This window comes from Aeromonas sp. 604282 (assembly GCF_049170575.1).
Lineage (GTDB): Bacteria > Pseudomonadota > Gammaproteobacteria > Enterobacterales > Aeromonadaceae > Aeromonas > Aeromonas veronii_A.
The window spans coordinates 193,729-219,599 of record NZ_JAAKMV010000006.1; the positions used below are offsets into that span (position 1 = coordinate 193,729).

General features: G+C 58.4%; 27 protein-coding genes and 1 pseudogene. 9 read left to right on the forward strand and 19 right to left on the reverse strand.

Going from position 1 to position 25,871, the window contains the following annotated elements:
* Window positions 1-768 carry a thiazole synthase gene (locus G5367_RS09820; RefSeq protein ID WP_024945667.1) on the forward strand — a complete coding sequence of 256 codons (768 nt, stop codon included), beginning with the start codon at window positions 1-3 and terminating at the stop codon, window positions 766-768.
* On the forward strand, window positions 765-2,024 hold the full coding sequence (thiH, locus tag G5367_RS09825) for a 2-iminoacetate synthase ThiH (protein WP_421244926.1): 1,260 nt from the start codon (window positions 765-767) through the stop codon (window positions 2,022-2,024). The genes G5367_RS09820 and thiH overlap by 4 nt, the downstream gene beginning before the upstream one ends.
* A 517-nt stretch (window positions 2,025-2,541) precedes the next feature.
* Here the strand turns inward: thiH and G5367_RS09830 are convergent.
* The 4 genes from G5367_RS09830 to G5367_RS09845 form a co-directional block, all read right to left on the reverse strand.
* Window positions 2,542-4,053 (reverse strand): anti-phage dCTP deaminase, encoded by a 1,512-nt coding sequence (locus tag G5367_RS09830; RefSeq protein WP_421294235.1) that lies wholly within the window; start codon window positions 4,051-4,053, stop codon window positions 2,542-2,544.
* 53 nt (window positions 4,054-4,106) lie between these two features.
* The gene (locus G5367_RS09835; protein WP_319909276.1) at window positions 4,107-4,298 is read right to left on the reverse strand and encodes a hypothetical protein; all 192 of its coding nucleotides are present in this window, start codon (window positions 4,296-4,298) and stop codon (window positions 4,107-4,109) included.
* A 265-nt stretch (window positions 4,299-4,563) separates the two neighbouring features.
* Window positions 4,564-5,079 carry a hypothetical protein gene (locus G5367_RS09840; RefSeq protein ID WP_421244924.1) on the reverse strand — a complete coding sequence of 172 codons (516 nt, stop codon included), beginning with the start codon at window positions 5,077-5,079 and terminating at the stop codon, window positions 4,564-4,566.
* A gap of 4 nt (window positions 5,080-5,083) precedes the next feature.
* The gene (locus G5367_RS09845; RefSeq protein WP_201968239.1) at window positions 5,084-5,497 is read right to left on the reverse strand and encodes a GNAT family N-acetyltransferase; all 414 of its coding nucleotides are present in this window, start codon (window positions 5,495-5,497) and stop codon (window positions 5,084-5,086) included.
* 286 nt (window positions 5,498-5,783) lie between these two features.
* Between G5367_RS09845 and G5367_RS09850 the strand changes: the two genes are divergently transcribed.
* Window positions 5,784-6,365, forward strand: coding sequence for a penicillin-binding protein activator LpoB (locus G5367_RS09850; RefSeq protein ID WP_216979598.1), 582 nt, complete (start codon window positions 5,784-5,786; stop codon window positions 6,363-6,365).
* 89 nt (window positions 6,366-6,454) lie between these two features.
* Here the strand turns inward: G5367_RS09850 and G5367_RS09855 are convergent.
* A pseudogene (locus G5367_RS09855) lies at window positions 6,455-7,088 on the reverse strand (Vat family streptogramin A O-acetyltransferase).
* Between the two features lie 27 nt (window positions 7,089-7,115).
* A complete protein-coding gene (locus G5367_RS09860) occupies window positions 7,116-7,433 on the reverse strand; it encodes a DUF6968 family protein (protein ID WP_421244923.1) in 318 nt (105 codons plus the stop codon).
* Window positions 7,434-7,728: 295 nt separating this feature from the next.
* Here G5367_RS09860 and G5367_RS09865 point away from each other — a divergent pair, with 295 nt between their 5' ends.
* Window positions 7,729-8,619: a GGDEF domain-containing protein gene (locus G5367_RS09865; RefSeq protein WP_421244922.1), complete on the forward strand. Its 891-nt coding sequence runs from the start codon at window positions 7,729-7,731 to the stop codon at window positions 8,617-8,619.
* A gap of 153 nt (window positions 8,620-8,772) precedes the next feature.
* Here G5367_RS09865 and G5367_RS09870 read toward each other — a convergent pair whose 3' ends face one another.
* On the reverse strand, window positions 8,773-9,027 hold the full coding sequence (locus G5367_RS09870; RefSeq protein WP_421212247.1) for a hypothetical protein: 255 nt from the start codon (window positions 9,025-9,027) through the stop codon (window positions 8,773-8,775).
* A 64-nt stretch (window positions 9,028-9,091) separates the two neighbouring features.
* On the opposite strand from G5367_RS09870, the gene G5367_RS09875 reads away from it, so the two are divergent.
* The gene (locus tag G5367_RS09875; protein WP_421212248.1) at window positions 9,092-10,366 is read left to right on the forward strand and encodes an amino acid permease; all 1,275 of its coding nucleotides are present in this window, start codon (window positions 9,092-9,094) and stop codon (window positions 10,364-10,366) included.
* 65 nt (window positions 10,367-10,431) lie between these two features.
* On the opposite strand, the gene G5367_RS09880 is transcribed toward G5367_RS09875, so the two are convergent.
* Window positions 10,432-11,070, reverse strand: a complete 639-nt coding sequence (locus tag G5367_RS09880) for an exopolysaccharide biosynthesis protein (RefSeq protein ID WP_421244921.1) — start codon at window positions 11,068-11,070, stop codon at window positions 10,432-10,434.
* Between the two features lie 248 nt (window positions 11,071-11,318).
* Between G5367_RS09880 and G5367_RS09885 the strand changes: the two genes are divergently transcribed.
* On the forward strand, window positions 11,319-11,939 hold the full coding sequence (locus G5367_RS09885; RefSeq protein WP_258721952.1) for a porin family protein: 621 nt from the start codon (window positions 11,319-11,321) through the stop codon (window positions 11,937-11,939).
* Window positions 11,940-12,029: 90 nt separating this feature from the next.
* Here the strand turns inward: G5367_RS09885 and G5367_RS09890 are convergent, their stop codons facing one another.
* Both G5367_RS09890 and G5367_RS09895 read right to left on the reverse strand, forming a co-directional pair.
* On the reverse strand, window positions 12,030-12,551 hold the full coding sequence (locus tag G5367_RS09890) for a GGDEF domain-containing protein (RefSeq protein WP_421244920.1): 522 nt from the start codon (window positions 12,549-12,551) through the stop codon (window positions 12,030-12,032).
* 72 nt (window positions 12,552-12,623) lie between these two features.
* Window positions 12,624-12,953, reverse strand: coding sequence for a hypothetical protein (locus tag G5367_RS09895; RefSeq protein WP_421244919.1), 330 nt, complete (start codon window positions 12,951-12,953; stop codon window positions 12,624-12,626).
* Between the two features lie 505 nt (window positions 12,954-13,458).
* Here G5367_RS09895 and amt point away from each other — a divergent pair.
* A complete protein-coding gene (gene amt / locus G5367_RS09900) occupies window positions 13,459-14,886 on the forward strand; it encodes an ammonium transporter (protein WP_005355035.1) in 1,428 nt (475 codons plus the stop codon).
* 82 nt (window positions 14,887-14,968) lie between these two features.
* On the opposite strand, the gene G5367_RS09905 is transcribed toward amt, so the two are convergent.
* The 9 genes from G5367_RS09905 to G5367_RS09945 all read right to left on the reverse strand — a co-directional run bounded on the left by G5367_RS09905 (window position 14,969) and on the right by G5367_RS09945 (window position 23,105).
* The gene (locus G5367_RS09905) at window positions 14,969-15,436 is read right to left on the reverse strand and encodes a glycine zipper 2TM domain-containing protein (RefSeq protein ID WP_421244918.1); all 468 of its coding nucleotides are present in this window, start codon (window positions 15,434-15,436) and stop codon (window positions 14,969-14,971) included.
* Window positions 15,437-15,572: 136 nt separating this feature from the next.
* Entirely contained in the window at window positions 15,573-16,031 is a 459-nt protein-coding gene (locus tag G5367_RS09910) for an N-acetyltransferase (RefSeq protein WP_337073149.1), read from the reverse strand.
* Window positions 16,032-16,143: 112 nt separating this feature from the next.
* Window positions 16,144-16,548, reverse strand: coding sequence for a nitrous oxide-stimulated promoter family protein (locus tag G5367_RS09915; RefSeq protein WP_337073150.1), 405 nt, complete (start codon window positions 16,546-16,548; stop codon window positions 16,144-16,146).
* Between the two features lie 86 nt (window positions 16,549-16,634).
* On the reverse strand, window positions 16,635-18,437 hold the full coding sequence (locus G5367_RS09920) for an aminopeptidase P family protein (RefSeq protein WP_421244917.1): 1,803 nt from the start codon (window positions 18,435-18,437) through the stop codon (window positions 16,635-16,637).
* 33 nt (window positions 18,438-18,470) lie between these two features.
* Window positions 18,471-19,136: a GntR family transcriptional regulator gene (locus G5367_RS09925; protein ID WP_041234058.1), complete on the reverse strand. Its 666-nt coding sequence runs from the start codon at window positions 19,134-19,136 to the stop codon at window positions 18,471-18,473.
* Between the two features lie 192 nt (window positions 19,137-19,328).
* Window positions 19,329-20,954: a phosphoenolpyruvate carboxykinase (ATP) gene (gene pckA, locus G5367_RS09930; RefSeq protein ID WP_421212253.1), complete on the reverse strand. Its 1,626-nt coding sequence runs from the start codon at window positions 20,952-20,954 to the stop codon at window positions 19,329-19,331.
* Between the two features lie 149 nt (window positions 20,955-21,103).
* Window positions 21,104-21,988, reverse strand: a complete 885-nt coding sequence (hslO, locus tag G5367_RS09935; protein ID WP_216980233.1) for an Hsp33 family molecular chaperone HslO — start codon at window positions 21,986-21,988, stop codon at window positions 21,104-21,106.
* A gap of 83 nt (window positions 21,989-22,071) precedes the next feature.
* Window positions 22,072-22,470 carry a ribosome-associated heat shock protein Hsp15 gene (gene hslR, locus G5367_RS09940; RefSeq protein WP_421244916.1) on the reverse strand — a complete coding sequence of 133 codons (399 nt, stop codon included), beginning with the start codon at window positions 22,468-22,470 and terminating at the stop codon, window positions 22,072-22,074.
* 254 nt (window positions 22,471-22,724) lie between these two features.
* Window positions 22,725-23,105, reverse strand: a complete 381-nt coding sequence (locus tag G5367_RS09945) for a hypothetical protein (protein ID WP_005340143.1) — start codon at window positions 23,103-23,105, stop codon at window positions 22,725-22,727.
* A 185-nt stretch (window positions 23,106-23,290) separates the two neighbouring features.
* Between G5367_RS09945 and G5367_RS09950 the strand changes: the two genes are divergently transcribed.
* Together G5367_RS09950 and ydiK are read left to right on the forward strand one after the other, a co-directional pair.
* Entirely contained in the window at window positions 23,291-24,679 is a 1,389-nt protein-coding gene (locus tag G5367_RS09950) for a phosphatase PAP2 family protein (protein ID WP_421244915.1), read from the forward strand.
* Window positions 24,676-25,767, forward strand: a complete 1,092-nt coding sequence (gene ydiK, locus G5367_RS09955) for an AI-2E family transporter YdiK (RefSeq protein ID WP_421212256.1) — start codon at window positions 24,676-24,678, stop codon at window positions 25,765-25,767. Before G5367_RS09950 ends, ydiK begins: the two co-directional genes overlap by 4 nt.
* The last annotated feature ends 104 nt before the right edge of the window (window positions 25,768-25,871 follow it).

The following is a 25,871-nucleotide window of genomic DNA, read 5'->3' on the forward strand; positions in this document are numbered from 1 at the left end:
ATGCTCAAGATTGCCGATCACACCTTCTCGTCGCGCCTCTTCACCGGCACCGGCAAGTTTGCCCGCCCTGACCTGATGGCCGCCGCCATCGAGGCGAGCGGCTCCCAACTGGTCACCATGGCTATCAAGCGGCTGGAACCGGGCAAGGCCCACGACGATATCCTGAGCCCCTTGCTGCAACTCGGGGTCAAGCTGCTGCCCAACACCTCAGGCGCCAAGACCGCCGCCGAGGCGGTATTTGCTGCCCACCTCGCCCGCGAGGCGCTGGGGACGAACTGGTTGAAGCTGGAGATCCACCCCGATCCGCGCTATCTGTTGCCCGATCCCATCGAGACACTGAAAGCCGCCGAGCAGCTGGTGAAAGAGGGCTTTGTGGTGCTGCCCTACTGCGGCGCCGACCCCGTGCTCTGCAAGCGGCTGGAAGAGGTGGGCTGCGCCGCCGTGATGCCGCTCGGCGCGCCGATTGGTTCGAATCAGGGGCTGGTAACCCGGGAGTTTCTCTCCATCATCGTCGAGCAGGCCAATGTGCCTGTGGTGGTGGATGCGGGGATCGGTGCGCCGAGCCACGCCGCCGCCGCCTTTGAGCTGGGTGCCGACGCCGTGCTGGTCAACACCGCCATTGCGGTGAGCGGCGACCCGGTCGCCATGGGCCGCGCCTTTGCGCTGGCCTGCACCGCCGGTCGCAGCGCTTATGAAGCTGGCCTTGGCGCCCGCGCCCTGCAGGCCCAAGCCTCCAGCCCGCTCACCGATTTTCTGGGGGCGTTATGAGTCATGATGCTGGCTCGGGGCAAGAGCCAATCGCCACGCCCTCTTTCTCGGTTTCTCACGAGGCCGATGTGTTTAGCCCCCCTCTCCCTCTGGGAGAGGGGCTGGGGGTGAGGGCACTGGGTGTAAGGGCTAAGGAGCCTTCTTTTCTCGACCGATGGCAGGAGCTGGAGTGGGACGATATCGGCATGCAGATCCGCGCCAAAACTGCCGCCGATGTGGCCCGCGCCCTGAGCGCACCCCGCCGCACCCTGGCCGATTTTATGGCGCTGATCTCCCCAGCCGCCGAAGCCTATCTGCCGCAGATGGCAGCCGAGGCCGAGCGGCTGACCCGCCAGCGCTTTGGCAACACCATCGGCTTCTATGTGCCGCTCTATCTGTCGAACCTCTGCGCCAACGACTGCACCTATTGCGGCTTCTCCATGAGCAACCGCCTCAAGCGCAAGACCTTGAATGCAGAGGAGATAGAGCGCGAGTGTCTGGCCATCAAGGCGCGCGGTTTTGACAGCGTGCTGCTGGTGACCGGCGAGCACGAGCACAAGGTGGGGCTCGCCTATTTTCGCGAGGTGATGCCCATCATCCGCCGCCACTTCAGCACGGTGGGGATGGAGGTGCAGCCCCTCTCGCAGGCCGACTATGCCGAGCTGAAAAGCCTCGGCCTTGACGCCGTCATGGTCTATCAGGAGACCTACCACGCCCCCACCTATGCCCGCCACCACCTGCGCGGCAACAAGCAGGACATCGCATGGCGCCTCGCCACACCGGATCGGCTGGGCCGCGCCGGTATCGACAAAATCGGGCTGGGGGCGCTGATCGGCCTCTCCTCGGACTGGCGCGCCGACAGCTACTTTGTCGCCGAGCATCTGAGCTGGCTTGAGCGTCACCACTGGCAGAGCCGCTATTCGCTCTCCTTCCCGCGCCTGCGCCCCTGCACAGGCGGACTGGAACCTGCCGTGGTCATGTCGGATCGCCAGCTGGCCCAGCTGATCTGCGCCTGGCGTCTCTTCTCGCCGACGCTGGACTTGTCCCTCTCCACCCGCGAGTCGGCTACGTTTCGCAACGGCGCGGTGCGCCTTGGCATCACCCAGATGTCGGCCGAGTCGCGCACCCAGCCGGGGGGCTATGCCGAGGGGGATGCGGAGGAGCTGGAGCAGTTCGCCATCCACGACGACCGCCCGGTGGGGGAAGTGGCGGCCGCCGTGCGGCAGGCCGGGTTGCAGCCGGTGTTTAAGGATTGGGAACCCTTTTTGGGTCGTTAACGACGTTTACACCTGTGGTAACAGACAGCAGCAAGCAGATCGGAGGGGCAGATCCCTACCACTGCTTGCCGCTTTGCTTTGTTTGCCCCAACAAGATTGTTTCGTTGGTGCGACGATGACTCTTGATATCGTTTCGCCAGTGCAAACATCGTGGCTGCTGCTCAGCTATCGAATGGGCCATTACGTCCATAAGCAATGGCCAATTTTGGATGAGGGGTGGCCGGTAGTGGCTATGCAGAACAAAGCGGAGCGTGTCGTAGGGTCGATTAGACGTCAGGCGTGATCGTCCATTTCACTGCCGACTGGGGCAAGGTCGGACGTAACGCTATAGACGGCACATCCTTGTGCCGTCTTCGCCTGCGCCATCAATCCTCGATAGATTGGAGTGGTAACCGTCGATGAAGATAGTTACATCTCCCCAACAGATTATTCATGTCTAGGAATTAACCGCACTTTCTTACTGAAGTTTTCAAAAACCTTCGTTTCGTAATCTATAAATGAATCTTTAAACTGGTTGTCAGTATGGGTACCATATCTCACGCTTACTTTTATCACATTTCCATTTACATTTTTTTCTATCAGTTTTCGACAAGAATAGTGTTGTGTATCTACGCGGTGAAACACCTTCGAACTGTTCGAAAACTACTTTGTTTGGTGATTTACTGTTTGCATCACAAATTGCGTCGTCATGAAGATCTAACGCAAGACTCTTCTCATAAGGCTCTATGTATATTGCTTTTTTTATTCCTGCAGCAACAATATGTCTAGCGCAGTTATGACATGGGTATGTAGTTGTGTAAATTATTTTTTCCTTACTATTTGCTCCATGTAAGCGAGCAAGGGAAGTAATTGCATCCATTTCAGCGTGGATTGCTCTAGAGTATTCTATTAATGCATTAATTGGGCTGTCATTATAAATACTATCAACAAGCTTTTCTATGTGGTCTTTGTTTGTATATTTCTTTAATATCTCTAGATCTTCTGGTGTATATATTTCATTTTCTTCTCCAAAGAACTTCTTTGTTATACTGAATATTTTTTTTCGCATTTTTTCTTTATGGAAATCGTTATAACATTTTGCACCCTTATGTATGCAACGATAGTCTTGCTCTCCATCTTCAGAGCTATATAATCCGCCCCCAAACTTTGGCACATCATTGCGACCTGTAACTATCATATTTCCATCTTCATCTAAGATAGCAGCGCCGACTTGCCGTGAAAGACATGCAGATTGCATTGAGGCGCTATATGCTGAGAACATGCCTTTTTCATCCATGGTTGGGGTTATTCCATTTACGCCATGAATGAGGTCGACATAACGACCAATTTTTTTATCTAATTCAGCTACATGACTTTGGTTGTTTTTAATGAAAAAATCAGCATCCCTTAAAGTTTTTTCTGTCTGTTGACCATTTGGATCATCAAATTTTCTGTCGCGATGGAATAACTCATCAATGTGTTTGGCTGGGATGCCTTCATCTCGTAGATTTCTTTTTCTCTCTGACTCTGTACGAATTACACCAAAAAGATAGAAGTTGTGTTGATAAATGAGCCTGAATAGTTCAAGTTCACTTGGATGTTTTAATTGATCAACTATATATGCAACCCGCTCCGGAGTTGGAGATGGATCTTTATTATCACGTTCGCGATAAAATGATATTTTAGTGATTGCTGCTTCTGCTAATATATGAGAGTTGTATTTTTCTCTCAGGTGATTCCCTAAGTCTTGAAGCCCTTTATATCTATTGTAAGAGTCTAACTCGATATTTTTTTCAAATTTTGAGTAGTCTGCAGAAAAATACTCTTTCATCAGTGCGCTGATGTGAATATGACGGACAACGTAGTTGTGTAAGGAAAGCCTAGATTCAATACTAGTTCTGAGTGCGTGGAGCCCAGAACCAATGGTCCCGCAGAGGCCAATGATAAGCTCATTAGATGTTCTGGCAGAAATCTCTTTTATTGAGTTGTTGGCAGTTGAATCATTTTGACGAGGTGTGGGTGGTTGCTTTTTTGCTCTTGATAAATTCATGGTGGTATCCTAATTGAGTAGAATACCACCAATATATAGATGGGGTTTTAATATTACCAGCCAAGATTTTTGGCCTTCTTCAAAATACTCTCAAAAATCTCTATATCTGAGCTTGAACGTTGTTCTCTATTTTTTTCAAACTCGAATACTCTTCCTGCTGGTCTTGTAACAGCACAATAACTTTTGGAGAGAGAAGCCTCTTTTCTCTGCTTCTCTTTATGAACCTCAAATTCAACAACTTTCATGATTGGCTCCTAATCGGACGCGTCATTTTACTAGTTATTCGTTGAGCGTCAACACGTTGCATCCTTGCTAACTAGTTCTCCAAATGTAGTTGTCTGGTGCCGCTATGTCTATGATCTTTATCCCATTTTTACCATTTATTGAGGAGAAATGAGAAGGTTGGAAAGTTATTTAATATCAAATGGTTAGCAATTCTGTTAGCTAGTCATGTCTATCCGAACCTTACACCCCATGCGGACATAGTTACCTACGCTACTACCTCTCTTGTCAGGGCACAGCGTCGCCAAGCTGCTTGAGGTACTCGGTTAGCGAGAAAGGCTGAACAAATTCCTTCATACCAGCCAACCTCTCCAGCTCTGCTTGGCCGACTTGCTGCAACTGGGTTTGCTGGGATGGCGTCAGGGTGGTGGCTCTCGCCTTGATCAAGGTGTCGAGAAAACTGCGGTCTCCCGCTACCGCCTGATGGAACGCCTTGATCGCCAGCGCATCCACTTCTGCTGCGGTGCAGCGCTCCATGCTTTTCTCATGCAGATAGATCAGCACTGTCGTCTGTTGTTCCCTCTCCAGTGACCAGAAGGGGTCGCTTTTTGCGGGCAGTGTGGCGCTGTGTTGTGACTTGATCGCTTCACATCGCTCAAATGCCGGATCCAGATCGTGTAGTGACAGGGCAAGGGTGCTGGAACTGGTTGCAAGCAGCGCAAAGAGCAAGGCAAGGCGTCTATAGAAGGAGAGACTCCAGCTACCCGGCGGCTTGTCTATTGCAGGGCTGTTGCGGCTGCTCATCGGCTTATGACTGCTTTTTCAGAAAGTAACTGATATGCCCCGGCGGCATATCGGGCAGCTGGCCAAAGACTTCGTAACCCTGCTTCTGATAGAAGGGGAGAGCCTGAAAACTGGTGGTTTCCAGATGGTAGTTGCTGATGCCCTTGCTTTGGGCGTACTGCTCCATGGCGCCGAGCAGGCGGCCGCCCCAGCCATCGCGGCGGATGCTTTCATCGATCCAGAGCCAGTCGACGTGCAGCCAGCCCCACTTGATGTCGGCGATGATGCCGCCGTGTACCTTGCCCTCTTTATCCTTGATAAAGCTGGCGATCCGCTCGCGCAGATGGGTGCCGGCGTGATCCTTGTTGAAGCCCGAGAGGCCAATGCGCAGCGCTTCGATCTCATCGTCCTGAGGCGGTTGGGGTGGGGTTAGTTGCATAGTGCTTCCTGCTTGAGTGTGATGATCTCTGTCGGGTTGCGACGTGTTGTGTGCCGGGCTTACCGCTGCGTTACTGTTGATGTTTTACCGACACTACCCTAACGGAATCGGGTGGAGCCGTGCCAGCTTTTTGTGGGCCCAGGTTCGCCAGTCTCTGTCGCCCTGTGGTGGTGGGCGTATCGACCCTGTCGGGGTTTGTCCCTAGCATAAGGAGGATGCGGGGCAGGGGCTCCGCCATGCGGGCATGTGTTGATGCCCGTTTACGGATTTCTGGCGGAGAGAAAAGATGAAGCTGCGTTCCTTGTTGATGGTGGGGGCCATGCTGCTGGGCGGTTGTGCGGTCAATCCCTACGGTGGTACTCAGGCTCCTGTCAGTGAACCCGATCAGCCAGTGAGCCAGCCGGACAAGCCGGTGACCAAACCGGATAGCGGGGACGTTCAGCCCAAGCCGGTGGCGCCGACCGGACTGGCGCAGGCCATGGCCGATCTCTTTGTGCAGGCCCCCGAGGTGCGGGAGCTGGCGCAAACCGGTCAGCCGGTGCTGCTGCTCACCCCGCCCCAGAACGGCACCGGCGAGCCGGTGGACACCCGCGCCATGGCGGCGGCCATGAGCAAGCGCATCCAGAGCAAGAGCGGTTTTCACTTTGTCGACCAAGGGCAGGTGGCGGCCATCACCGGCCAGCTTGAGTATCAGCAGGGCAGGATGAACCCGGCCTCCCTGGTGCGGCTTGGCCGCCAGACCGGCGCCGGCTACATGCTCTACGGGGATCTGGTGGCACAGGGGAGCCGTTATCGGTTGTCGATGACCCTGATGGAGCTGCGCAGCGGCGAGCTGATCTGGAGCGGTAGTCGCTCCGCCAGCCACTGAGCGGTCTGCGACCAATCAAAAAGAGGGTTGAGTGCCTGTGCGCTCAACCCTCTTCTCATTTCTGGCCCTATGCCTGATGGGGCTTGTCTCTAGCGGATTGCCGCTTCCAGCGCGGCTATCTCGCCGCCGCTGATGAGCGCCAGGTTGCGGCTGATCTGCTCCACCGGCCAGTCCCACCAGGCGATGGCGTTGAGACGGGCGATGGTGTAGTCGTCGAAGCGGTAGCGGATCACCTTGGCGGGATTGCCGCCGACCACGGCGTAGGCGGGCACGTCACCGGTGACCACGGATCGGGCGGCGATAATGGCGCCGTTGCCGACCTTTACCCCTGGCATGATCAGGGCGTCATAGCCAATCCAGACATCGTTGCCGATCACGGTATCCCCCTTGTAGGGGAGGCTGCCCGGGGCGGGGGGCGCTTTCCCAGCCGTTGCCGAAGATAAAGAAGGGGTAGGTGGAGAAGCCGGAGGTCTGGTGGTTGGCGCCGTTCATGATGAACTTCACCCCGCGGGCGATGGCGCAGAACTTGCCGATGATGAGCTTGTCGCCGACGAAGGGGAAGTGGTAGAGGACGTTGCGCTCGAAGCCCGCCGAATCCTCCGGGTCGTCGTAATAGGTGTAGTCGCCCACCTCGATATTGGGCCCCTTGATGGTGTTCTTGATAAAGCACACCTGGGGGAAGCCATCCATGGGGTGGGGATTGGCGGGATCGGGTCCGTGCATGGGGAGCTCCTTGAGCTGGGTCGGATGTTAGAGCGCCGGGAAGTAGCAGGCGCTCATGTCGATGGGGTGATCGGGGCAGCCGGGCAGATAGAATTGCCAGCCCGCATCGGAGAAGGCGCGCAGCTCGGTTTCGACAAACTTGATGGCGAGGCTCAGGGCCTGCAGGCTGTCGATGCCGTAGATAAAGGTCTTGTCGCTCAGCCCCGCCAGCTTCACCTTGCAGCGCCAGTCACCGCTGGCGGACTTGGGATCCGGCTCGGGGGCCTTGATGGCGATCTTGAGGACGAGCTGTTCCCCTTCGGTGCTGATGGCGTCGAAACGGGCTTTGACGATGGCATTCTTCATCCTGCAACTCCTTGTGCGATTCCCCTCCTGCGGCATCGGGCTGCGTCTCCATGGAGGGATAAAAATGGGGGCGAGCCAAAGGAGCCTAAACGAAGGCTCTTTTTGAAACAATGGGATATGGGGGGATCCCGGTGGTTTGCGTGTTGCGACGGGCTGTTTCACCACGCGGGGTACACTTGCTGTAAAGGATTGTTGGCTACCGCTGCAAATCTATCTCTTATGCTGATTGCTGGTGGATCATCGGGTTGGGGCACAATATACGGCCCCTGTTGGCCGCGGAAGTACAGGAGCATCTATGACACTGTCGGTATTGCAGCTTTACGAGGTGATGGCCCAGTTGCCCGACCCGGTCTTTATCCTGAGTGAAGATGGTTATTACGTTGAATACATAGGGGGCATGGAGCAGCAATCCTATCAGGACGGCAATCCGCTGGCAGGGAAGCAGTTGCGGGATGTGCTGCCGGAGACGATGGCGCTCTGGGTGATGGCGCAGGTCGCGCTGGCGCTGGATAGCGGCCAGGTTCAGGTGGTCGAGTACGATCTGGCGGCCAGCGAGGTGGGTGGCATTGATGCCGGTGTCGGGCCACAAGGGATGCAGCGCTTTGAGGGCAAGATTGCTCCTCTGCCCTCCCTCTATGACGGCAAGCGGGCGGTGGCCTGGGTGACCCGCAATATTACCCGCCAGTACGAGTTGCAGCAGCGACTGCTGCGCCAGAGTGAAACCGACCAGCTGACCGGCCTCTACAACCGCCGCTTCTTCTTCGAGCACTGTCAGCCGCTGCGGACAGGAGATGCGCCCTGTGGCCTTATCATGCTCGACATCGATCACTTCAAGCAGATCAACGATCACTACGGTCATCAGCAGGGAGATCGGGCCTTGCAGCGATTCAGTGGCTGCATCGATGCCCTGTTGCGGGCGGACGATCTCTTTGTGCGCAGCGGCGGCGAGGAGTTTCTGATCCTGTTGCCACGGATCGATGAAGCCGGTTTGCTGCAGATAGCGGAGCAGATCCGTGCCGCTGTCGAAGCATTGCCTGCCGATCCGGTCGCCATCACGGTCAGTCTGGGCACAACCCTGGTGCAGCCGGAGGAGGAGATCAATCAGGCGCTGGCCCGGGCCGACGAGTGGCTCTATCGAGCCAAGCGGGCAGGCCGCAACCGGGTAGCACACTGCCCGGCAGGTTGAGAGTGTCTATCCGGTCGCATGGCGGAAATAGCCCGTTCTTTTACTCTAAATAAGTTGACTGACATCACTGTCAATTAGTAGAAAAGTTGGGCTTATTATTTAACTCATATTCTAAAGGATAAGGTGTTAATATTATCGGCCTGATCGCTGGTCTTATTTATGTTGTTGGGCAACAGGATGAGGTTTTATCGGTATGTTATCAAAAGGGTTTGAATCTGGTTCTTGATGACGAATGTGACACATTTCGTTGTCTTTTGAAACAATCTGATTCAAACGGTCATGAATTATTAACCTTGACCAGGTTGGCGATTTCAACGATGGTAGCGTGGCAGCTCCGTTCCCTTCCGGTGGCCCTATTGGCCACTGGCGGTGTTGTTCTTTCACGAACAGGGCGATCTGCCATGACATATCGCCAGCCTGTTATTCGGGCCAATAAAAATAATGATGACAGACTAATAAGGTATATATTGCAATGAGTGTTTCTATTGCTGAAAAGAGTAACCCTGTTTCAAAATTGAAATGGGAGAAAAGCGATTCGGTATGGACCATGGGCTTATATGCCACTGCGGTTGGTGCCGGTACGTTATTTCTCCCTATTACGGTTGGCAGTAATTCTCCGGTTATTTTGCTATTTATATTATTGCTGGCTTTCCCGCTCTCTTATTATTCCCACCGGGCATTGAGCCGCTTTGTGCTCTCCAGCTCCCATAAGGAAGGGGATATCACCCATGTGGTGGAGGAGCACTTCGGTGCCAGAGCGGGCAAGCTGCTGATGCTGGTCTATCTGATGGCCTTCTACCCCATCATTCTGGTCTACAGCATCTCTATCACCAATGCGATCCAGAGCTTCGTGGTTCACCAGCTGGGGGACGCCGAGCTTCCCCGCGGCTTGCTGGTGCTGGGGGTGATGCTGGGCCTGCATCTGATCCTGTTGGCTGGCAAACAGATCGTGGTGTCGGCCATCAGCGTGCTGGCTCTGCCGATGGTCGCCTTTCTGATTGGCCTATCCATCTATCTGCTGCCCCAGTGGAGCCTCTCCTATTTCAGCGAGAGTCAGGCAGTGGAGTGGCGTGATCCGGCGTTCTGGAAATCCCTCTGGCTGATCGTGCCGGTGATGGTCTTCTCCTTCAGCCATGCGCCCATTATCTCCTCCTTCAGTGCGGCGCAGAAGAAGCGTTGTCAGGAGAGTGCCGACCTGCGTGCCAAGCGGATCATCAAATACAGCAGCATGCTGATTTGCGGCAGCGTGCTCTTTTTCGTGGTGAGCTGCGTGATGAGCCTGAGTCAGGCCGAGATGGCGCTGGCCCGCACCGACAATATCTCCGTGCTGTCGGCGCTGGCGAACAAGTTCTCCAATCCGCTGATCGCCTATGTGGGGCCGCTTATCGCCATTCTGGCCATGTCCAAATCCTTCCTCGGCACCTCCATGGGGGTGAGCGAGGGGACGGTGAGCATGGTGAGCGGTGCCTGTCAGGGGCTGGGGCTCTCTCTCAAGGAGTCGACCATCGCCCGGGTGTCGTCGGTGATCCTGTTTCTGGTGACCGCCCTCATCACCTATCTGAACCCTAATGTGCTCGACATCATCGAACGCGTCAGTGGCCCGCTGATCGCGGTGATCCTGTTTCTGCTGCCCGCCTGCTCTATCTATCGCTTGCCCGCACTCAAGCGTTATCGCGGGCCAAGTACCCTTTTTGTGTTGGTGATGGGGCTGCTTGCCATCTCGGCCCTTATCTACGATCTGCTTTGACCGGGCGGTATCCCGCACAAATCCAAAAGGGCGACCATCTGGTCGCCCTTTTTCTGTGCGTCGGGTTAGCCGAGCAGGCCGCTGGCACTCTGGCCCGCCATCAGCAAGCCGATGGCCAGCACGCTGAACCAGACCAGGGTCGCGCTCACCAGCAGATAGCCGCTGGCGACGAACAGACCATCCCGCTGCAACATGCCGGTGCAGAGCAGCAGGATGGCCCAGGCGGGCATGGCATTGGTGAAGGGGATGGCGCCCAGGGGCAGCATCAGCAGCAGGGCGGCCAGCATGATCAGCAGACCGTTGCAGCGGTTGACCGTGCTGCTGCCGGTCAGCACCAGCAGGCGCGGGCGGATAACGCGATCGACACGGGCCAGCAGATCTGCCCCCTTGTGCAGGGTCGGCTTGAGCTGGTCGGCGGCGAAGCGGCGTTCCATCAGGATGGCGGGCAGCCAGGGCACCCGGTTGAGGGTGATGCCGATGCCGATAAAGAGGATCAGCAGACCAAACGGGGTGCTGACCCCGGGAATGGAGACCGGTAGCAGGAAGGGGACGGTGAGCAGCACGCAAAACAGCAGCATGCCCTGCTCGCCCACCAGCTCCAGCATCTGGCGCAGGCTGATATGGCTCTCGTCGATGGCATGCGCGGTGGCCCGCAGGGTATCCGCGAGGGTTGTTTTGGGGTCGTTGAGTTGCGCGGCAACCATTCCCTGATGTCCTTCTGAGTGGTGATAACGGGCTCCGATGACCCGATTTGGCGCCAGCATACGTGGCAGAGGTTAACCGTCGATGAATGGTGGCAGGGGCGCATAGCGGCGCCAGTGGGGCGGCTCGGCAGAGGTTCCGGCGAGAGGGTCATCCCGCGATGAAAGTGATCCGGTACAGCCGCCGTTTAGGATGGGCCTAGGACGCCTCTGGTATGCTTTCTGAACAATCACACAGGGAGCAGGGGATGATGAAGAGAGCCGGGATAGTGATGATGGGGCTGTTGCTGCCACTGGGGCAGGCCTGGAGTAGTGAGGCCGCGACCACATCCGGTTGGCAGGTGACGCCATTTTTCGGCTACAGCTCAGCCATCGACTTCGAGAAGAGTGATGAGGTGCAGCCGGTCTCGCGCTCGGCCTCGCTCGATTCACTGCAAGGACAGAGCTCCGGCAGCTGGGGCTTCTTTATCAGCAAGGAGGTGGATGATCCCGGCATGATTGAGCTGCTCTACAGTCATCAGTCCACCACCCTCTCTCCCGACCAGCCGGATCGCCTGACGGTGGACACCCTGCACTTTGCTGGTGCGCTGACTCTCTCTGACAACCTGATGGCGCCCTATATCGGCGCCGGGATCGGGGTGACCCGCTTTGCCGCCTACGACAGCGAGGTGACCCCTTCCATGTCGCTGGCGCTCGGGGTGCAACCGCGCCTCGCCGAGCATCTGGCCCTGCGGGCCGAGGTGCGCGGTTATGGCTCGCTGGTTAACGACAACAACCAGTTTCTCTGCAACCCTGAGCAGTGCGTGTTCAAGGTACGCGGGGAGCTGGTAACCCAGTGGCAGGCCAATATCGGTCTTACCTTCCGCTTTTAGGCGAGGGGATTTCTCCCATAAAACAGGGGCCATTGGGCCCCTGTTTCAGCAGCAATGTTTCGCCGTGACCGGCAATCAACCGGCAGATCTTCATGCCTCCTTGTTAGTCGGCATCGCACATACCGCGCAGTTTCTGCCCGCCTCCTTGGCGCCATAAAGCGCCTGATCCACCCGTTTGAACAGCGAGACGGCCGGCTCCCTAGGCTCGCGGATCCCCACTCCCAGACTGACCGTCATGGTATGGGCCGGGTCGGGGGCTATGGTGCGGGTCGCAGTGAGCAGGGTGTTGGCCAGTTGCTGTAGCTCGGCTTCGTGGGCGACGGGCAGCAGCAGGGCAAACTCTTCACCCCCGACACGGGCCGCCAGCGCACCGGGCGGGCAGTGCTGTTGCAACAGCTCGCCAAACTGCTGCAACACCCGATCCCCGATATCGTGGCCGTAGTTGTCATTGATCAGCTTGAAGTGATCCAGATCCAGCAGGATGAGGGCGTGGCAAATCCCCTGTTCCAGAAACAGCTGCTGATGAAAGTAGCGCCGGTTTGGCAGCCGGGTCAGATCGTCGAACAGTGCCTGTTGTCTGAGCTGGGTATTGATGTGGAAGAGGTGGTGCATGGTGCTCAGGATGCCGATGCTGCTGAGCAGGATGCCGCTGGAGCGCAGCAGATCCTCGGCATAGATGGCGAGTCAGAGTGGCTGCGCCACCAGTTCATCCATGATGTCGGCGGTGGCCCCCATGATCCACAACATCAGACCGCAGGAGAGCATGCGGTAGGTGTGGGTGGGCAGGTGGGCACACTGCACCACCCAGAACAGGAACAGCATGGTGAGCCAGTTGATCACCTCGAAGCCAAAGCTGACGGCGTAAAAGCGCTCGTAAGGGAAGTGGGGCAGCAGCAACAGATGCAGGGCCATGATGGCCAGCATCACTATCCCCAGCAGCGCGATGTGGGCGCGATGCTCCCGGTCGAGATGACGGTAGTGGGAGAGGCTGATGTCGAGACGATCGAACTGCATGGTGTTCCTCGGATTGGGCCTGCCATCAGCTTGCAAACAAGGGGCTGTGTAATGGCATGCCGTGGTCGGATAACAGGAAACGGCTGGTCTGTCAGTGTAAACGAGCGGGCCCGCAGCGCGCGATATCGATGACGTCAGCTTGTGGGCTGGCTCAGGGTTTGCGCACTTCTGGTGCGCGACGTATCGCCTGCCCTGTGACAGGGCGACCCAGGGCAGGTTAGCGCAGCTCATGCGCTAAATTGGTGCATTGATAATGCATGATCTTTCTAACGCAATGATTTAAAAGGATTTAAATTTGTGGCCCGCTTTATGCTTTTTACATGTCAGACGGTCTCTTGCGGTCATCGGCGGCAGACGCAGTGATGAGGAAGTGGCAAGAGACATCCCCGTGCCGAGCGCGGGTGTGATTCTGGCGGGTTGCAGCAACACCTAGCGGTTCGCCACAGATTCAATCAGGGAAACGGAGCCGGTCTTGTACCGGTACGACAGGGAAGGAGAGTGCTCTATGGTCAAAAAATGGATGATGGCGGGTCTGACGATGTTGCCTGCCTTGCTGGTTACCCCAAGTTGGGCCGAAGAGGTCGCTCAGGTACAGGCTGCGGTGGCGCCGGTTGCCGCCATGACAATCAACAAGGGTGACAACACCTGGATGCTGCTCTCGGCGGCGCTGGTGATCCTGATGTCGATCCCCGGTCTCGCCCTCTTCTACGGTGGTCTGGTGCGGGCCAAAAACATGCTGAGCGTGCTTATGCAGGTCTTTACCCTGTTCTGCCTTATCTGCGTGCTCTGGGTGATCTACGGCTATTCGCTGGCCTTTACCGAGGGGGGCAATTTCTACGGCTCCTTCAGCAAGGTGCTGCTTAAGGGGGTGACCCCTGACTCCATCGCCGCCACCTTCAGCAAGGGTGTCGGGATCAGCGAGCTGATCTATGTGGTGTTCCAGGGGGCCTTTGCCGCCATCACCTGCGGCCTTATCGTGGGGGCGTTCGCCGAGCGCATCAAGTTTGCTGCCGTGCTGCTCTTCTCGGTGATCTGGTTCACCTTCGCCTACATCCCGCTGGCTCATATGGTGTGGTACTGGGCGGGTCCGGATGCCTATACCAGCGCCGAAGCCGCAGCAACCGCGACCGCCACTGCCGGTTATCTGTTCCAGCATGGTGCGCTGGACTTTGCAGGCGGCACCGTGGTGCACATCAACGCCGCCGTGGCGGGTCTGGTGGGTGCCTATCTGGTGGGCAAGCGTCTGGGCTACGGTCGTGATCCCATGACCCCCCACAGCCTGACCATGACCATGATCGGTGCCTCCCTGCTCTGGTTCGGCTGGTTCGGTTTCAACGCGGGCTCCGCGCTGGAAGCCAACGGTATCGCCGCACTCGCCTTTATAAACACCTGGGTGGCGCCGGCTGCGGCAGCTCTCTCATGGACCTTGGCCGAGTGGGTGATGAAGGGACGTCCCTCCCTGCTGGGGGCCGCCTCTGGTGCGGTGTCCGGTCTGGTGGTGATCACCCCGGCAGCCGGTTTCGTCGGTGTGGGCGGTGGTCTGGTGATGGGCCTTATCAGTGGCGTGGCGGGTCTGTGGGGCGTCCACGGTCTCAAGCGCCTGCTGGGGGCCGATGACAGTCTGGACGTGTTTGGCGTACACGGGGTGTGCGGTATTCTCGGCGCCCTGCTGACCGGCGTCTTTGCCAGCCCGGATCTGGGCGGTACCGGGGTGTGGGACTATGTCACCAATCAGGTTGCCGAGGGGTACTCCATCCTGACTCAGGTGAAGATCCAGGCCATCGGGGTCGGTGTCACCCTGCTCTGGTCCGGTGCTGTGGCGGCGATTGCCTTCAAGGCGGTCGATATGCTGGTGGGTCTGCGGGTGAACGGCGATGCCGAGCGGGAAGGGCTGGATGTCACCTCCCACGGCGAGAAGGCTTACAGCATGTAATCCCGAACGTCAGACAACAAAAAACCGCCGGGATCGGCGGTTTTTTTATGGCTCAAGTGTGGCCACACCTTATTTCACACCCTTAATTCACGACGGCCACGTTGATGCTGCCATTGCCCTGGGTCATGCGCACGCGGGCGCCCGGTACGAAGGTGGGGCTGGCTTTCTGTACTACCACGATGGCTTCGCCGTTCTCTTTCTTGATCTCCAGCTCGACCCCGTCGACCTGGTTGAGCTTGTCGCCAGCGGCCTTGCCGGCTGCCGCGCCGGCAATGGCGCCACCGGCCGCGGCGATATCACGGCCGGTACCACCGCCTATGGTGCTGCCCAGCAGGCCACCGACTACGGCGCCGCCAATGGTGCCAATCAGGGAGTTCTCATCGGCCTGGATCTTCACCGGACGGGTGGAGATGATGGTGCCGTAGCTGACGGTCTGCACCTGTTTGGCGCGGTCTTTGGTGTAAACATCGCCAGAGTAAACGTCACTGTTGGCGCATCCGGTGATGGTGGTTGCTGCCAGCAGGGCAATGATGGTCATACGTTTCAACATGATAGGCCTCCGAGGCTGCATGTAATTTGAACAATCTGGATGATGGAATGCACTTTACTCCAACCTTCCCAGACATTAAATCAGCGAAATGTAACCAATTATGTGACCTGTTACGGCTAAATGCCCCTTTGGTGGGCTACTCGGCTAGCTGCTTGGCCAGTACCAGCCGGTGTTCACCTGCCCCGAAATAGTTTTCAACTTCTTCAACCTGTTGATATCCAAGCCGATAGTAGAGGCGTTGGGCCGGATTGGCCGGATCGACCGTGAGCCGCAGTTCGCTGATCTGCAGCGCCTGCTGGTTGGCCTCCATCTGGCGCATCATTCGCTCGGCCAGACCAAAACCGCGCGCCTCGGGCAGCACCGCCAGCGAGAGCACCCAGCCTTGCGACCGCTCCTGACCGAATCCCCCCAGCACATAACCCACCAGCTGCCCCTCGTATTCGGCCACCAGCAACAACTCTGGCCACAAATCCATCGCTTGACGGAAGAAGAAGGCGGGATAGACATCTTCGCCAAACACCTTGGCATCGATCTGCCAGATTGCGTGCATGTCATTGTGGGTAGCGGTGCGTAGCAGGGGCGGGTTGTGGTGCATCAGGACTCCATTGGCAACAAACGGATCGGCAACGCCGCTGACCTTGGGGTCAACGGCAAAAAAGGAGTCATAGGGTAGTGGTCATCCCCTGCCGGATGCAAGGGATTGGCGGTTATGGCGGCAGGGGGCGGCTCTGGGGCAGTTTGGGGGCCTTGCGCAAGCCGTCGAGCAGGTGGCGGAGGGTGAGCCAGGGGTGGCGCAGCAACATGCGCGGGCCGCTCCACTTCATCACCTGCTGGATCTGCTTGCGCATCGCCGGTGCGTAGCAGTGGATATTGCAGTTGGCACAGGTGGGTTTGTGGCCGTGGCCATAACGGCAGCGACGAAGGCGCTGATGGGCGAAATCCCGCAACTGGCGACAGTGGCGGCAATGGGGATCCTGATGATGGTGCTGGCAGTAGAGGCGGATCATGGCGCTGACCGTCTGCTGCTCGCGCATGAGTCTGGGGTGGTCACTCGCCTTTTTGCTGGCTGCGGCGTGTGGGCCCCGGGCTGGGCTGGCATGATAACTTTTCATGGCCGCCATTCTCCTGACCTGCTCGCTTGGAGTGTTGATACAGGTCAAATGGGGGATAAAAAACAGGGCCCGCAGGCCCTGTGTCATCAGATGAGGCTGGTTGCCTGCTCCAGCCAAGCGAGATCATCGCCTTCGAGCAGCGGGCTCAGACGGCGGAACACTTCGGCGTGGTATTCATTGATCCAGCGGAACTCGGCCGGGCTCAGCAGGCTGCGATCGATCAGGCGGGTATCGAACGGAACATAGGTCAGGCGCTCGAAGCCCAACATCGGCAGCTCGCCGATCTGCTCCAGCTCGGTCACCACCACCAGGTTTTCACAGCGGATGCCGAAGCCATCTTCGCGGTAGTAGCCCGGCTCGTTGGAGAGCACCATGCCCGGCTGCAGGGCGACCATGCTCCCTTTCGGGGCGATGCGCTGGGGCCCTTCGTGGACGCTCAGGAAGTGGCCGACGCCGTGGCCGGTGCCGTGGTCGTAGTTGTAACCGGCTTGCCACAGCGGCATGCGGGCCAGCACGTCGAGCTGGATACCGGCGGTGCCGCGCGGGAAGCGGGCCTGATCCAGCGCAATATGTCCCTGCAGCACCCGGGTAAACATCGCCTTCTGCTCATCGGTCACCTCACCCACCTTGATGGTGCGGGTGATGTCGGTGGTGCCATCCAGATACTGGGCGCCGGAGTCCAGCAGATAGAGGCTGTCCTGGCCGAAGGGGCGCGGGGTGCCATTGGTATGGCGGTAGTGGCACATGGCGGCGTTGGGGCCGAGTGCCGAGATGGTGTCGAAGCTCGGCTCGACGTAGTGTTCCTGCTCGCGACGGAACGCTTCCACCTGATCGGCCAGGGTGCCTTCATCCACTCCCTCGAATTCGCCGGAGGCGATCAGCCGATCCAGCCAGGCGAGGAAGCGGGTCATAGCCACGCCATCGCGCAGGTGGGCGGCGCGCATGCCGGTCAGCTCGATCTCGTTTTTGCACGCTTTCGGCAGCATGGTTGGATCCTGGCCTGCCACCAGAATGGCACCCGCCTCTTCCATGATGAGCTGGGTCCAGGCATTGGCCGTGTCCGGATCGGCCAGCACCTTTTGCTGATCTTCACCGATGCGTTGCAGCACATCTTCCAGCTTGTCGACAGGATAGACGGAGACATCCTGGCCCACGTGTTGACTGAAGGCGAAGCAGTCGATCTTGTCGGTATCGACGAAGAAATCCATGGTGGTGTTGGCGTAGAGCACGGCAAAACCGAGCACCACCGGCAGCCGCTCGATGTCGCGGCCACGCAGGTTGAGCAGCCAGTTGATCGGCTCGGCCTGGGTCAGCAGCACGGCATCCAGCCCGCGCTTGCGCAGATCACTGGCCAGCATTTCACGTTTGGCCTGGCTGGACTGGCCCGCAAGCTCCTCGCTGTAGAGGATGACCGGTGCCTTGGGGGGCTCGGGGCGATCGCTCCAGTTCAGGTCGATGGGGTTCTGCTCGACTCGCACCAGCTCGATACCGCGCTCGGCCAGCACTGCCTTGGCGTTCTTGTACCAGGTCAGACTGTGCAGACGGGCATCGAAGCCAACCCGGGAGCCTGACGGCAGCTGCTCGGCCAGCCACTGCACGTGGGGATTTTCGATGAGGTGGAGCAACTCGAACAGTTCGGACGGCGCCTGCATGCGGGCCTGTACCGTATAGCGACCATCGACAAAGAGGGCGGCACGCTGGGCCATGATGATGGCAACGCCGGCAGAGCCATTGAACCCGGTGATCCAGTCAAGCCGCTCGGCACAAGCGGGAATGTACTCGCCGAGGTGCTCATCATCGTGGGGGACGATAAAGGCGTCCAACTCCTGCATGGCCAGCTCGGCCCTGACTTGGGCGACGCGGGTTTCAATTATCTCGAAATTATTCATGTCGTTAGTGCCAGATGGTTGCTATATGAGTGTTCAGTTTTTATGGCCGCTGGCCAGGATCTGTTTGATCGACTGGCCCGCCGCCTCGATATGCTGCCTGAGTAGTACCACCGCCTCGTGCTTGCGCCGGGTGCGGCACAGTTCCAGCAATTGGGCGTGTTCACGTTCCGCCTTGTCTACACCGCCCTGGGCAAAGAGCAGCTCGAAGCGGACATAGCGGTCACAGCTCAGATTGATCTGGGCGATCAGGTCAAGTGCCTGGGGGCGACCGGCAGCCTGATAGAGGGTGGCGTGAAAGCTGTGATTCAACTCGGCCCAATGTTCGATCTGGGTGCCTGACTCCAGGGCGTGATCAAATTGGGCGAGGATCGCCTCCGCTTGCGCGAAGGTGGCTTCCGTCATCTTGTCGACGGCGTGAAACAGGGTATCGGCTTCCAGCAGCGCTCGCAAATAAAAGAGCTCGTCGATGGCCGAGGCGTCCAGCATGGTGACCACTGCGCCGCGATGGGCTTCGAACTTGACCAGCCCCTGCGCCTCCAGCTGCATCAGGGCTTCGCGCACCGGGATGCGGCTCACGGCCAGCTCTTTGGCAATGGCATCCTGACGCAAGGGGGCGCCAGCTGGGAACTCCCCACGGAGGATCCGGCCACGGAGGTTTTCCATCACCATCTGGGTTCGGGTCTTGTAGGGTGGGGTCATGGTCGGGTCACGATTGGGCGTTACAAAATTGTATATTGTATAAAGTTTGGCTGAATCTACCCCGTCAGGGCTGGCAAGGCAAGGTTTAGGGGTCTGTTGCTGTGTGGTTGGCGGCGTTCGGGGCTGCCATAAAACAAAAATGCCGGTCAGCATGGCTGACCGGCATGATATCAAGGGTTCGAAGCGGGACAGTTACAGCTGCGGACCTGCCGCAACCAGACGCTTGCCCTCTTCATTGTCGGTGAAGCGCTCGAAGTTTTTGATGAAGCGCTGGGCCAGATCCTGCGCCTTGGCGTCCCACTCGGCCTTGTCGGCATAAGTATCGCGCGGGTCCAGGATCGCCGGGTTCACATCGTGAAGCGCGGTCGGGATCTCCAGATTGAAGATCGGCAGCACCTTGGTTTCGGCCTTCTCGATGGAGCCATCCAGAATGGCGTCGATGATGGCGCGGGTATCCTTGATGGAGATGCGCTTGCCGGTGCCGTTCCAGCCAGTGTTGACCAGATAGGCCTCTGCACCTGCCGCTTCCATCCGTTTCACCAGCTCCTGACCGTACTTGGTCGGGTGCAGGGAGAGGAAGGCTGCGCCGAAGCAAGAGGAGAAGGTCGGAGTCGGCTCTGTGATGCCGCGCTCGGTACCGGCCAGTTTGGCGGTGAAGCCAGAGAGGAAGTGGTACTTGGTCTGCTCCTTGGTCAGCTTGGAGACCGGGGGCAGCACGCCGAAGGCGTCGGCGGTCAGGAAGATCACCTTGGTGGCGTGACCTGCCTTGGATACCGGCTTGACGATGTTTTCGATGTGATAGATGGGGTAGGAGACGCGGGTGTTCTCGGTCTTGGAGCCATCATCGAAGTCGATGGTGCCATCGGCAGCAACGGTCACGTTCTCCAGCAGCGCATCGCGGCGGATGGCGTGGTAGATGTCCGGCTCGGCCTCTTCGGAGAGCTTGATGGTCTTGGCGTAGCAGCCCCCTTCGAAGTTGAACACGCCGTGGTCATCCCAGCCGTGCTCGTCATCGCCGATCAGCTGACGCTTGGGATCGGTGGAGAGGGTGGTCTTGCCGGTGCCGGAGAGGCCGAAGAAGATGGCTACGTCACCGTCCTGACCCACGTTGGCGGAGCAGTGCATGGAGGCAATGCCGCGCAGGGGCAGGAAGTAGTTCATCATGGAGAACATGCCCTTCTTCATCTCGCCACCGTACCAGGTGCCACCGATGAGCTGCATCTTCTCGGTCATGTTGAAGGCAACAAAGTTCTCGGAGTTGAGACCCTGCTCCTTCCAGTTCGGGTTAGTGCACTTGGCACCGTTCATCACCACGAAGTCAGGCTTGAAGGTTTTCAGCTCTTCCTCGCTCGGGCGGATGAACATGTTTTTCACGAAGTGTGCCTGCCAGGCCACCTCGGTGATGATGCGCACGGCCAGGCGGGTGTCCGGGTTGGCACCGCAGAAGCCGTCTACCACAAACAGGCGCTTGCCGGAGAGCTGTTTGGTGACCAGCCCTTTCAGATGTGACCACACTTCGGGGGTAATCGCTTTGTTATCGTTTTTACCCTGGTCAGACCACCACACAGTATCCTGGGTAGTGGCATCTTTGACGATATATTTATCTTTCGGAGAGCGGCCGGTAAAGATACCGGTGTTGACGTTGACGGCGCCCAGTTCGGTGACGACGCCGCGCTCGAACCCTTCCAGGTCAGGGCGAGTCTCTTCAGCGAAAAGCTGCTCGTAAGAGGGGTTGCGAACGATTTCCTGGCTGTTTTTGATGCCGTACTGGTCCAGTCCTAATTGTTGGGCCAGGGTGGGTTCTGCCACGATTGTCATTGTATTCTCCTGGGTTCAGAGGTTTGTAGGGTTCTATCTGACGTTCATCCTATCACTTAGGTGGTAGAGTTTAGCGATCGCCATCAAACTTTATAAAATAGGGTATTTTTTTGTTATTAAAGTTAAAGGCGGGTTTTGCCCGCCTTTAATTAGTGTAACTTGTTTGCATCATTGCCGGGAGCCCTGCTGAACAGGGTTTCGACATCGATCCCATTAAATTGGTACTGGGCGCCGCAATAATCACAGTGCATGTCGATCTTGCCGAGCTCCTGCACCATATCCATCACCTCTTCCTTTTCTATCTGCAGCAGGGCCCCTTCGCAGCGCTCGCGGGAGCAGGTGCAGCGGAACTCGACCGCCTGCGGATCGAACACCCGCACCTTGTCCTGATGGTAGAGACGGTAGAGGATCTCTTCGGCTTCCAGACCAAACAGCTCTTCATCCTTGATGGTGCTGGTGAGCTGGGTCAGGTGCTCGAAGTCGTCGCTGTGATCCTCGCTCTGGGCTGGCAGTTCCTGCAGCATGATGCCGGCGGCGCGGGGTTGCCCTTCATGGTAACCGGTACGGATCCACAGCTTGGTCGCCAGCTGTTCGGACTGGGCGAAGTAGTGCTCCAGACAGCCAGCCAGGGTGTCGGCGTCCAGCGCGATGATGCCCTGATAGCGTTCGCCCTGTTCCGGCGTGATGGTGATGACCAGCTGGCCGTTGCCGATCAGGCTCTGCAGTTTGTCGTCGCTCGGCAGCTCGCCCTCATAGCGTGCCACGCCGCGCAACTGCTGGTTGTTGTCACCGTTGATCACGGCCAGACGCACCGGGCCATCGCCCTGCAGCTGCACTGTGATGGAGCCTTCAAACTTGAGGGTAGCGGTCAGCAGGCTGGTGGCGACCAGCAGCTCGCCCAGCAGCTTTTGCACCTGCACCGGGTAGTTCTGGGCTTCCACCACGTGGCGGTAGGTGTGATCCAGCTGGACCAGCTCGCCACGTACTTCGTACTCTTCAAACAGATAGCGATACAGCAGATCTTGGTTGCTCATCATATATTCCTGAGTTCTTCGGTGAGGTAAATCGGACGCAGTGACCGCCTGTGGCCGTCACTGCGCTATCAAATCGGGGTCGGTCAGTACTGCTTGACCTTGAGCAGCTGACGCCGCTCCTGCTTGTCGGGGCGGCGCTCGGGGCTTGGGGCAAACTGGCTTTTGAAGCGGCGTGCCTCGCTGTTTTCAGCCCGTTTTTTCAAGCTTTCAGTGGTCTCTTCATAGAGCTGCTGGGCGAGCGGTGCCGATTTGCGCTGATCGCTCAAGGCCAGCACCCGCACTTCCCGCTCATCCTGCCCCTGCCAGAAGCGGATCAGCGCACCCACTTCCACCTGTTTGCCCGGTTTGCTGCGCTGACCATTGTAGTGCACCTTGCCGCCGTCAATCTGATCCCGCGCCAGCGAGCGGGTCTTGTAGAAACGGGCCGCCCACAACCACTTGTCGAGACGAACCTCAAGGGCGCTTTCCGGATGATTGGCCATGAACAGGCTCCATAACGGGGAAAAGAGGCGGTCGATTATACCAGAGCCCGGGGGCGGGATAGAAACCGGGCAACCGCCGTGCGGGGCACAAACCATGTCAAGGTGATGCAACATATGGGCAGTTTGCTGATTAACAAGGGAATGGCGCTGGTTTATCGGGTATTCATGGGGCAGGGAGGGCCTTCATACCGCGCATATAACACTGCCGCCCCTGTTGGGGGCGGCAGCGCTCACATCCATCGATCATGTCAGAGTCAGAAGTGATCGTGCTGATCCGGCTTCTTCTGGTCGTGGGGGCCTTCGCTGTGGGCGATGGCGGTGCGGATGAGATCAACCCCGGCGCGGATAATCAGCACCCCCATGTTGACCAGCTTGACGCATACCCACATGAAGGTGATGAGCAGGATCAGCTTGAGTACGGTCTGGAAGGCCTCCAGGAAGTTCTGCTCCAGCTGGGCGGTGAGGCCATTGGCACTAGTCATCAGCCAAGTGTAGACCTCGCGCACGAACGGGATACGGCTTGGCATCTCCAGCACATCCAGTGCGGCAGGGAGCGCCTGGAAGATGACGATGCTGCCGAACAGGATCAGGATGACACCGATGGCGATGCCGAGGAAAAAGCCGAACTGTCTCATGGAGGGCTCCAGCAGTTGCTGCATGAAATTGAAGATAGCCGCCAATAGTAGGGAGTGCCCTGCTTCATCGCAATCTTCCGTGTACCGCCTGCGCGGCGGGAACGGCGGTGATTCGGCCGCTACCGTTGCCCAACTATCTGATTTCTGGGAGGCTTGTCGCCATTGTGCATAGGGAAAGCAAATTGATGTCGAGAACCCTCTTTTTACTCTTGCTGGCGCTGTTTGCCGCTCTGCCAGCCCTGAGTGCCGAACCGGCGGCTCCCTCGGCGGCGGCCTGCGCCATCCGTTATCAGGATCAACTGCTGCTGGTGCAGGATCGCATCTCCTCCCGCTACAGCCTGAGCGGTGGCTATATCGATGGCGACGAGCGCCCCGAGCAGGCGGCGCAGCGCGAACTCTATGAAGAGACCGGCTTGCGGGGGGAGGTGGTGCAGGAACTGGGTCGCTGGCAGCGGGCGGTTATCTTCGCTTGTCGCACTCTGGAGCCGATTGTCGCGCAGCAAGGCGCCGCGTTTGTCTCCATCCTGAAGACCCCCAATCTGGGTGGCGAGATCCTTAACGCCCGTTTGATTGCGGTGGACAAGTTGCCCCGCGAGCAGCGCCGCTTCCCCGATCAGCTCGATTGGCTGCAAGCCCGACTTGGCGAGCTGCCCGAGAGCGAGGTGCGCTGGCAGGCCGATTTCGTGGCGCAGGGCAATGCGCTGCATCAGGCCGAGATCCCGCTGATGCTGCGCCTGCAGCAGTGGCTTGGGGCCGATGTCTGGTGGCTGTCGGTCAGCAATCTGTTTGGTTCAGGCGGCTTTCAGCTTGCCCTGATACCTTTGCTGCTCCCGCTGCTGGGGTGGCCACGGCTGCGCCAGCTGCTCTTTACCATGCTCTGGCTCGGGCTGCTGGTGCAGGCGAGCAAGGAGGGGATCGGCTGGCCGCGCCCCTTCCATCTGCAACCTGAACTGGCGACTCACAGTGCCCAGGGCTTTGGCATGCCGAGCGGTCACACCGCCTCGGCCCTGCTGTTCTGGGGCGCGCTGCTTGGCTGGCTCTGGCCTGCCCGGCGCGGGCTGGCCTACTCGCTGGCGCTGCTGCTGGCGCTCACCACCGGTCTGGCGCGGGTCTGGCTCGGGGTGCACTTTATCTCCGATGTGGCGGCGGGGCTGCTGATTGGTGCCTTGCTGCTGGCGGTTCGCCCCTACTGGCGGCTGGATCAGCGTTCATCCGCTTGGGGCTTGCTGATCGCCGCCGCACTGGTTTGCGCTGGCCTGAGCCAGTCGGCCCATCTGGCCGGGATCGGGCTGGTAGCGCTGGGCCTCTGGCTCGGGGGAAGGGGCACGCTGGTGCGTGACGGTTATTCCCCGTGGCTTATCGGCGCCGTGGTACTGGCGGGCATGCTGCTGATGGTGGCGGGCGCGTGGGCATTGCCGCTGTTGACCAGTAGTTCGCTCACTATCCTGCTTGGTCAGTTTGTGCTCTTTTTCGGGCTGGGGCTCTGGTTGAGCGTCGGTCTCTGGTGGATACTCTCTCTCTTGAAACAAGACTCACGACCCAGGGGCGGACGCCCTGCAAGGGGAACTCTATGAATATGAAAAAAGTGGATTTGGCCAAGATAACCTTGGGGGTGCTGTTTCTCAGCCTCCTGATCATCTCCTGCTTTATGGTGCTGCGCCCCTTCCTGCCCGCACTGGTGTGGGCCACCATGATCACCATCGCTACCTGGCCACTGATGTTGATGGTGCAGCGGTTGCTGTGGGGCAAGCGTGCGCTGGCCGCTCTCTTTATGAGCCTGGTGCTATTGCTGATGTTTGTCATTCCGCTCTTTATGACACTGGCCAATGTGGCGGAGAAAGCCCCCATGCTGATCGAACTGGGGACCAATATCAGCCAGTCGCCGCCGCCCGAGCTGCTCTGGTTGCAGCAGATCCCGCTGGTGGGCGGCAAGCTCTATGACTTCTGGCAGCAAATTCTGGCGAGCGGTGGTCAGGTGCTGTTTGCCAAGCTGGCGCCCTACTTCGGTCAGACGGCGCGCTGGCTGGCTGCTCAGGCCGGTAATCTGGGCATGCTGCTGGTCCACTTCCTGCTGACGGTCGGTATCTGTGGTCTGCTCTATCACTCCGGTGAAGTGGTGGCGACCGGCATTCGCCGCTTTGCCCACCGGCTGGCCGGGGATCGCGGTGACAATGCGACCGTGCTGGCTTCCCAGGCGATCCGTGCCGTGGCCATGGGGGTGGTGGTTACTGCGCTGGTGCAATCCTCGGTGGCCGGGGTGGGGCTGTGGATCGCTGGCATCCCCTACACCATGGTTCTGGTGGTGGTAATGTTCCTGCTCATCGTCGCCCAGATAGGTCCCTTTCCGGTGCTGATCTCCTGTGTCGGTTATCTCTACTGGAGCGGTGATACTACCTGGGGCACCTTCCTGCTGGTCTGGTCGCTGATCGCCGGCACCATGGACAACTTCCTGCGTCCCTTCCTGATCAAACGCGGTGCCAATCTGCCCCTCATTCTCATTCTGGTGGGGGTTATCGGCGGCCTGCTGGCGATGGGGATCATCGGTCTGTTTATCGGCCCCGTGGTGCTGGCGGTGGCTTATACCCTGCTGGATGCCTGGATCAAGGAGGGTGACCATCAGTCAGAGGCGACCCATATCGCTGCACCGCCCAGAGTAGATTGACGGTTCTATAACAAGCTGATGCAAAGAGCCGCCCGATGGGCGGCTCTTTTGTTGATGATAACAGCGTGAGGCCGGTTGTTTCATACCTGAGCCGAAGCGGTTGT

What these genes read in the sequence shown, in the direction of transcription:
- G5367_RS09820 (WP_024945667.1), top strand. Translation starts at nt 1, where the DNA reads ATGCTCAAGATTGCCGATCACACCTTCTCGTCGCGCCTCTTCACCGGC.
- thiH (WP_421244926.1), top strand. Translation starts at nt 765, where the DNA reads ATGAGTCATGATGCTGGCTCGGGGCAAGAGCCAATCGCCACGCCCTCT.
- G5367_RS09830 (WP_421294235.1), bottom strand. Translation starts at nt 4,053, where the DNA reads ATGAATTTATCAAGAGCAAAAAAGCAACCACCCACACCTCGTCAAAAT.
- G5367_RS09835 (WP_319909276.1), bottom strand. Translation starts at nt 4,298, where the DNA reads ATGAAAGTTGTTGAATTTGAGGTTCATAAAGAGAAGCAGAGAAAAGAG.
- G5367_RS09840 (WP_421244924.1), bottom strand. Translation starts at nt 5,079, where the DNA reads ATGAGCAGCCGCAACAGCCCTGCAATAGACAAGCCGCCGGGTAGCTGG.
- G5367_RS09845 (WP_201968239.1), bottom strand. Translation starts at nt 5,497, where the DNA reads ATGCAACTAACCCCACCCCAACCGCCTCAGGACGATGAGATCGAAGCG.
- G5367_RS09850 (WP_216979598.1), top strand. Translation starts at nt 5,784, where the DNA reads ATGAAGCTGCGTTCCTTGTTGATGGTGGGGGCCATGCTGCTGGGCGGT.
- G5367_RS09860 (WP_421244923.1), bottom strand. Translation starts at nt 7,433, where the DNA reads ATGAAGAATGCCATCGTCAAAGCCCGTTTCGACGCCATCAGCACCGAA.
- G5367_RS09865 (WP_421244922.1), top strand. Translation starts at nt 7,729, where the DNA reads ATGACACTGTCGGTATTGCAGCTTTACGAGGTGATGGCCCAGTTGCCC.
- G5367_RS09870 (WP_421212247.1), bottom strand. Translation starts at nt 9,027, where the DNA reads ATGTCATGGCAGATCGCCCTGTTCGTGAAAGAACAACACCGCCAGTGG.
- G5367_RS09875 (WP_421212248.1), top strand. Translation starts at nt 9,092, where the DNA reads ATGAGTGTTTCTATTGCTGAAAAGAGTAACCCTGTTTCAAAATTGAAA.
- G5367_RS09880 (WP_421244921.1), bottom strand. Translation starts at nt 11,070, where the DNA reads ATGGTTGCCGCGCAACTCAACGACCCCAAAACAACCCTCGCGGATACC.
- G5367_RS09885 (WP_258721952.1), top strand. Translation starts at nt 11,319, where the DNA reads ATGAAGAGAGCCGGGATAGTGATGATGGGGCTGTTGCTGCCACTGGGG.
- G5367_RS09890 (WP_421244920.1), bottom strand. Translation starts at nt 12,551, where the DNA reads ATGCACCACCTCTTCCACATCAATACCCAGCTCAGACAACAGGCACTG.
- G5367_RS09895 (WP_421244919.1), bottom strand. Translation starts at nt 12,953, where the DNA reads ATGCAGTTCGATCGTCTCGACATCAGCCTCTCCCACTACCGTCATCTC.
- amt (WP_005355035.1), top strand. Translation starts at nt 13,459, where the DNA reads ATGGTCAAAAAATGGATGATGGCGGGTCTGACGATGTTGCCTGCCTTG.
- G5367_RS09905 (WP_421244918.1), bottom strand. Translation starts at nt 15,436, where the DNA reads ATGTTGAAACGTATGACCATCATTGCCCTGCTGGCAGCAACCACCATC.
- G5367_RS09910 (WP_337073149.1), bottom strand. Translation starts at nt 16,031, where the DNA reads ATGCACCACAACCCGCCCCTGCTACGCACCGCTACCCACAATGACATG.
- G5367_RS09915 (WP_337073150.1), bottom strand. Translation starts at nt 16,548, where the DNA reads ATGAAAAGTTATCATGCCAGCCCAGCCCGGGGCCCACACGCCGCAGCC.
- G5367_RS09920 (WP_421244917.1), bottom strand. Translation starts at nt 18,437, where the DNA reads ATGAATAATTTCGAGATAATTGAAACCCGCGTCGCCCAAGTCAGGGCC.
- G5367_RS09925 (WP_041234058.1), bottom strand. Translation starts at nt 19,136, where the DNA reads ATGACCCCACCCTACAAGACCCGAACCCAGATGGTGATGGAAAACCTC.
- pckA (WP_421212253.1), bottom strand. Translation starts at nt 20,954, where the DNA reads ATGACAATCGTGGCAGAACCCACCCTGGCCCAACAATTAGGACTGGAC.
- hslO (WP_216980233.1), bottom strand. Translation starts at nt 21,988, where the DNA reads ATGAGCAACCAAGATCTGCTGTATCGCTATCTGTTTGAAGAGTACGAA.
- hslR (WP_421244916.1), bottom strand. Translation starts at nt 22,470, where the DNA reads ATGGCCAATCATCCGGAAAGCGCCCTTGAGGTTCGTCTCGACAAGTGG.
- G5367_RS09945 (WP_005340143.1), bottom strand. Translation starts at nt 23,105, where the DNA reads ATGAGACAGTTCGGCTTTTTCCTCGGCATCGCCATCGGTGTCATCCTG.
- G5367_RS09950 (WP_421244915.1), top strand. Translation starts at nt 23,291, where the DNA reads ATGTCGAGAACCCTCTTTTTACTCTTGCTGGCGCTGTTTGCCGCTCTG.
- ydiK (WP_421212256.1), top strand. Translation starts at nt 24,676, where the DNA reads ATGAATATGAAAAAAGTGGATTTGGCCAAGATAACCTTGGGGGTGCTG.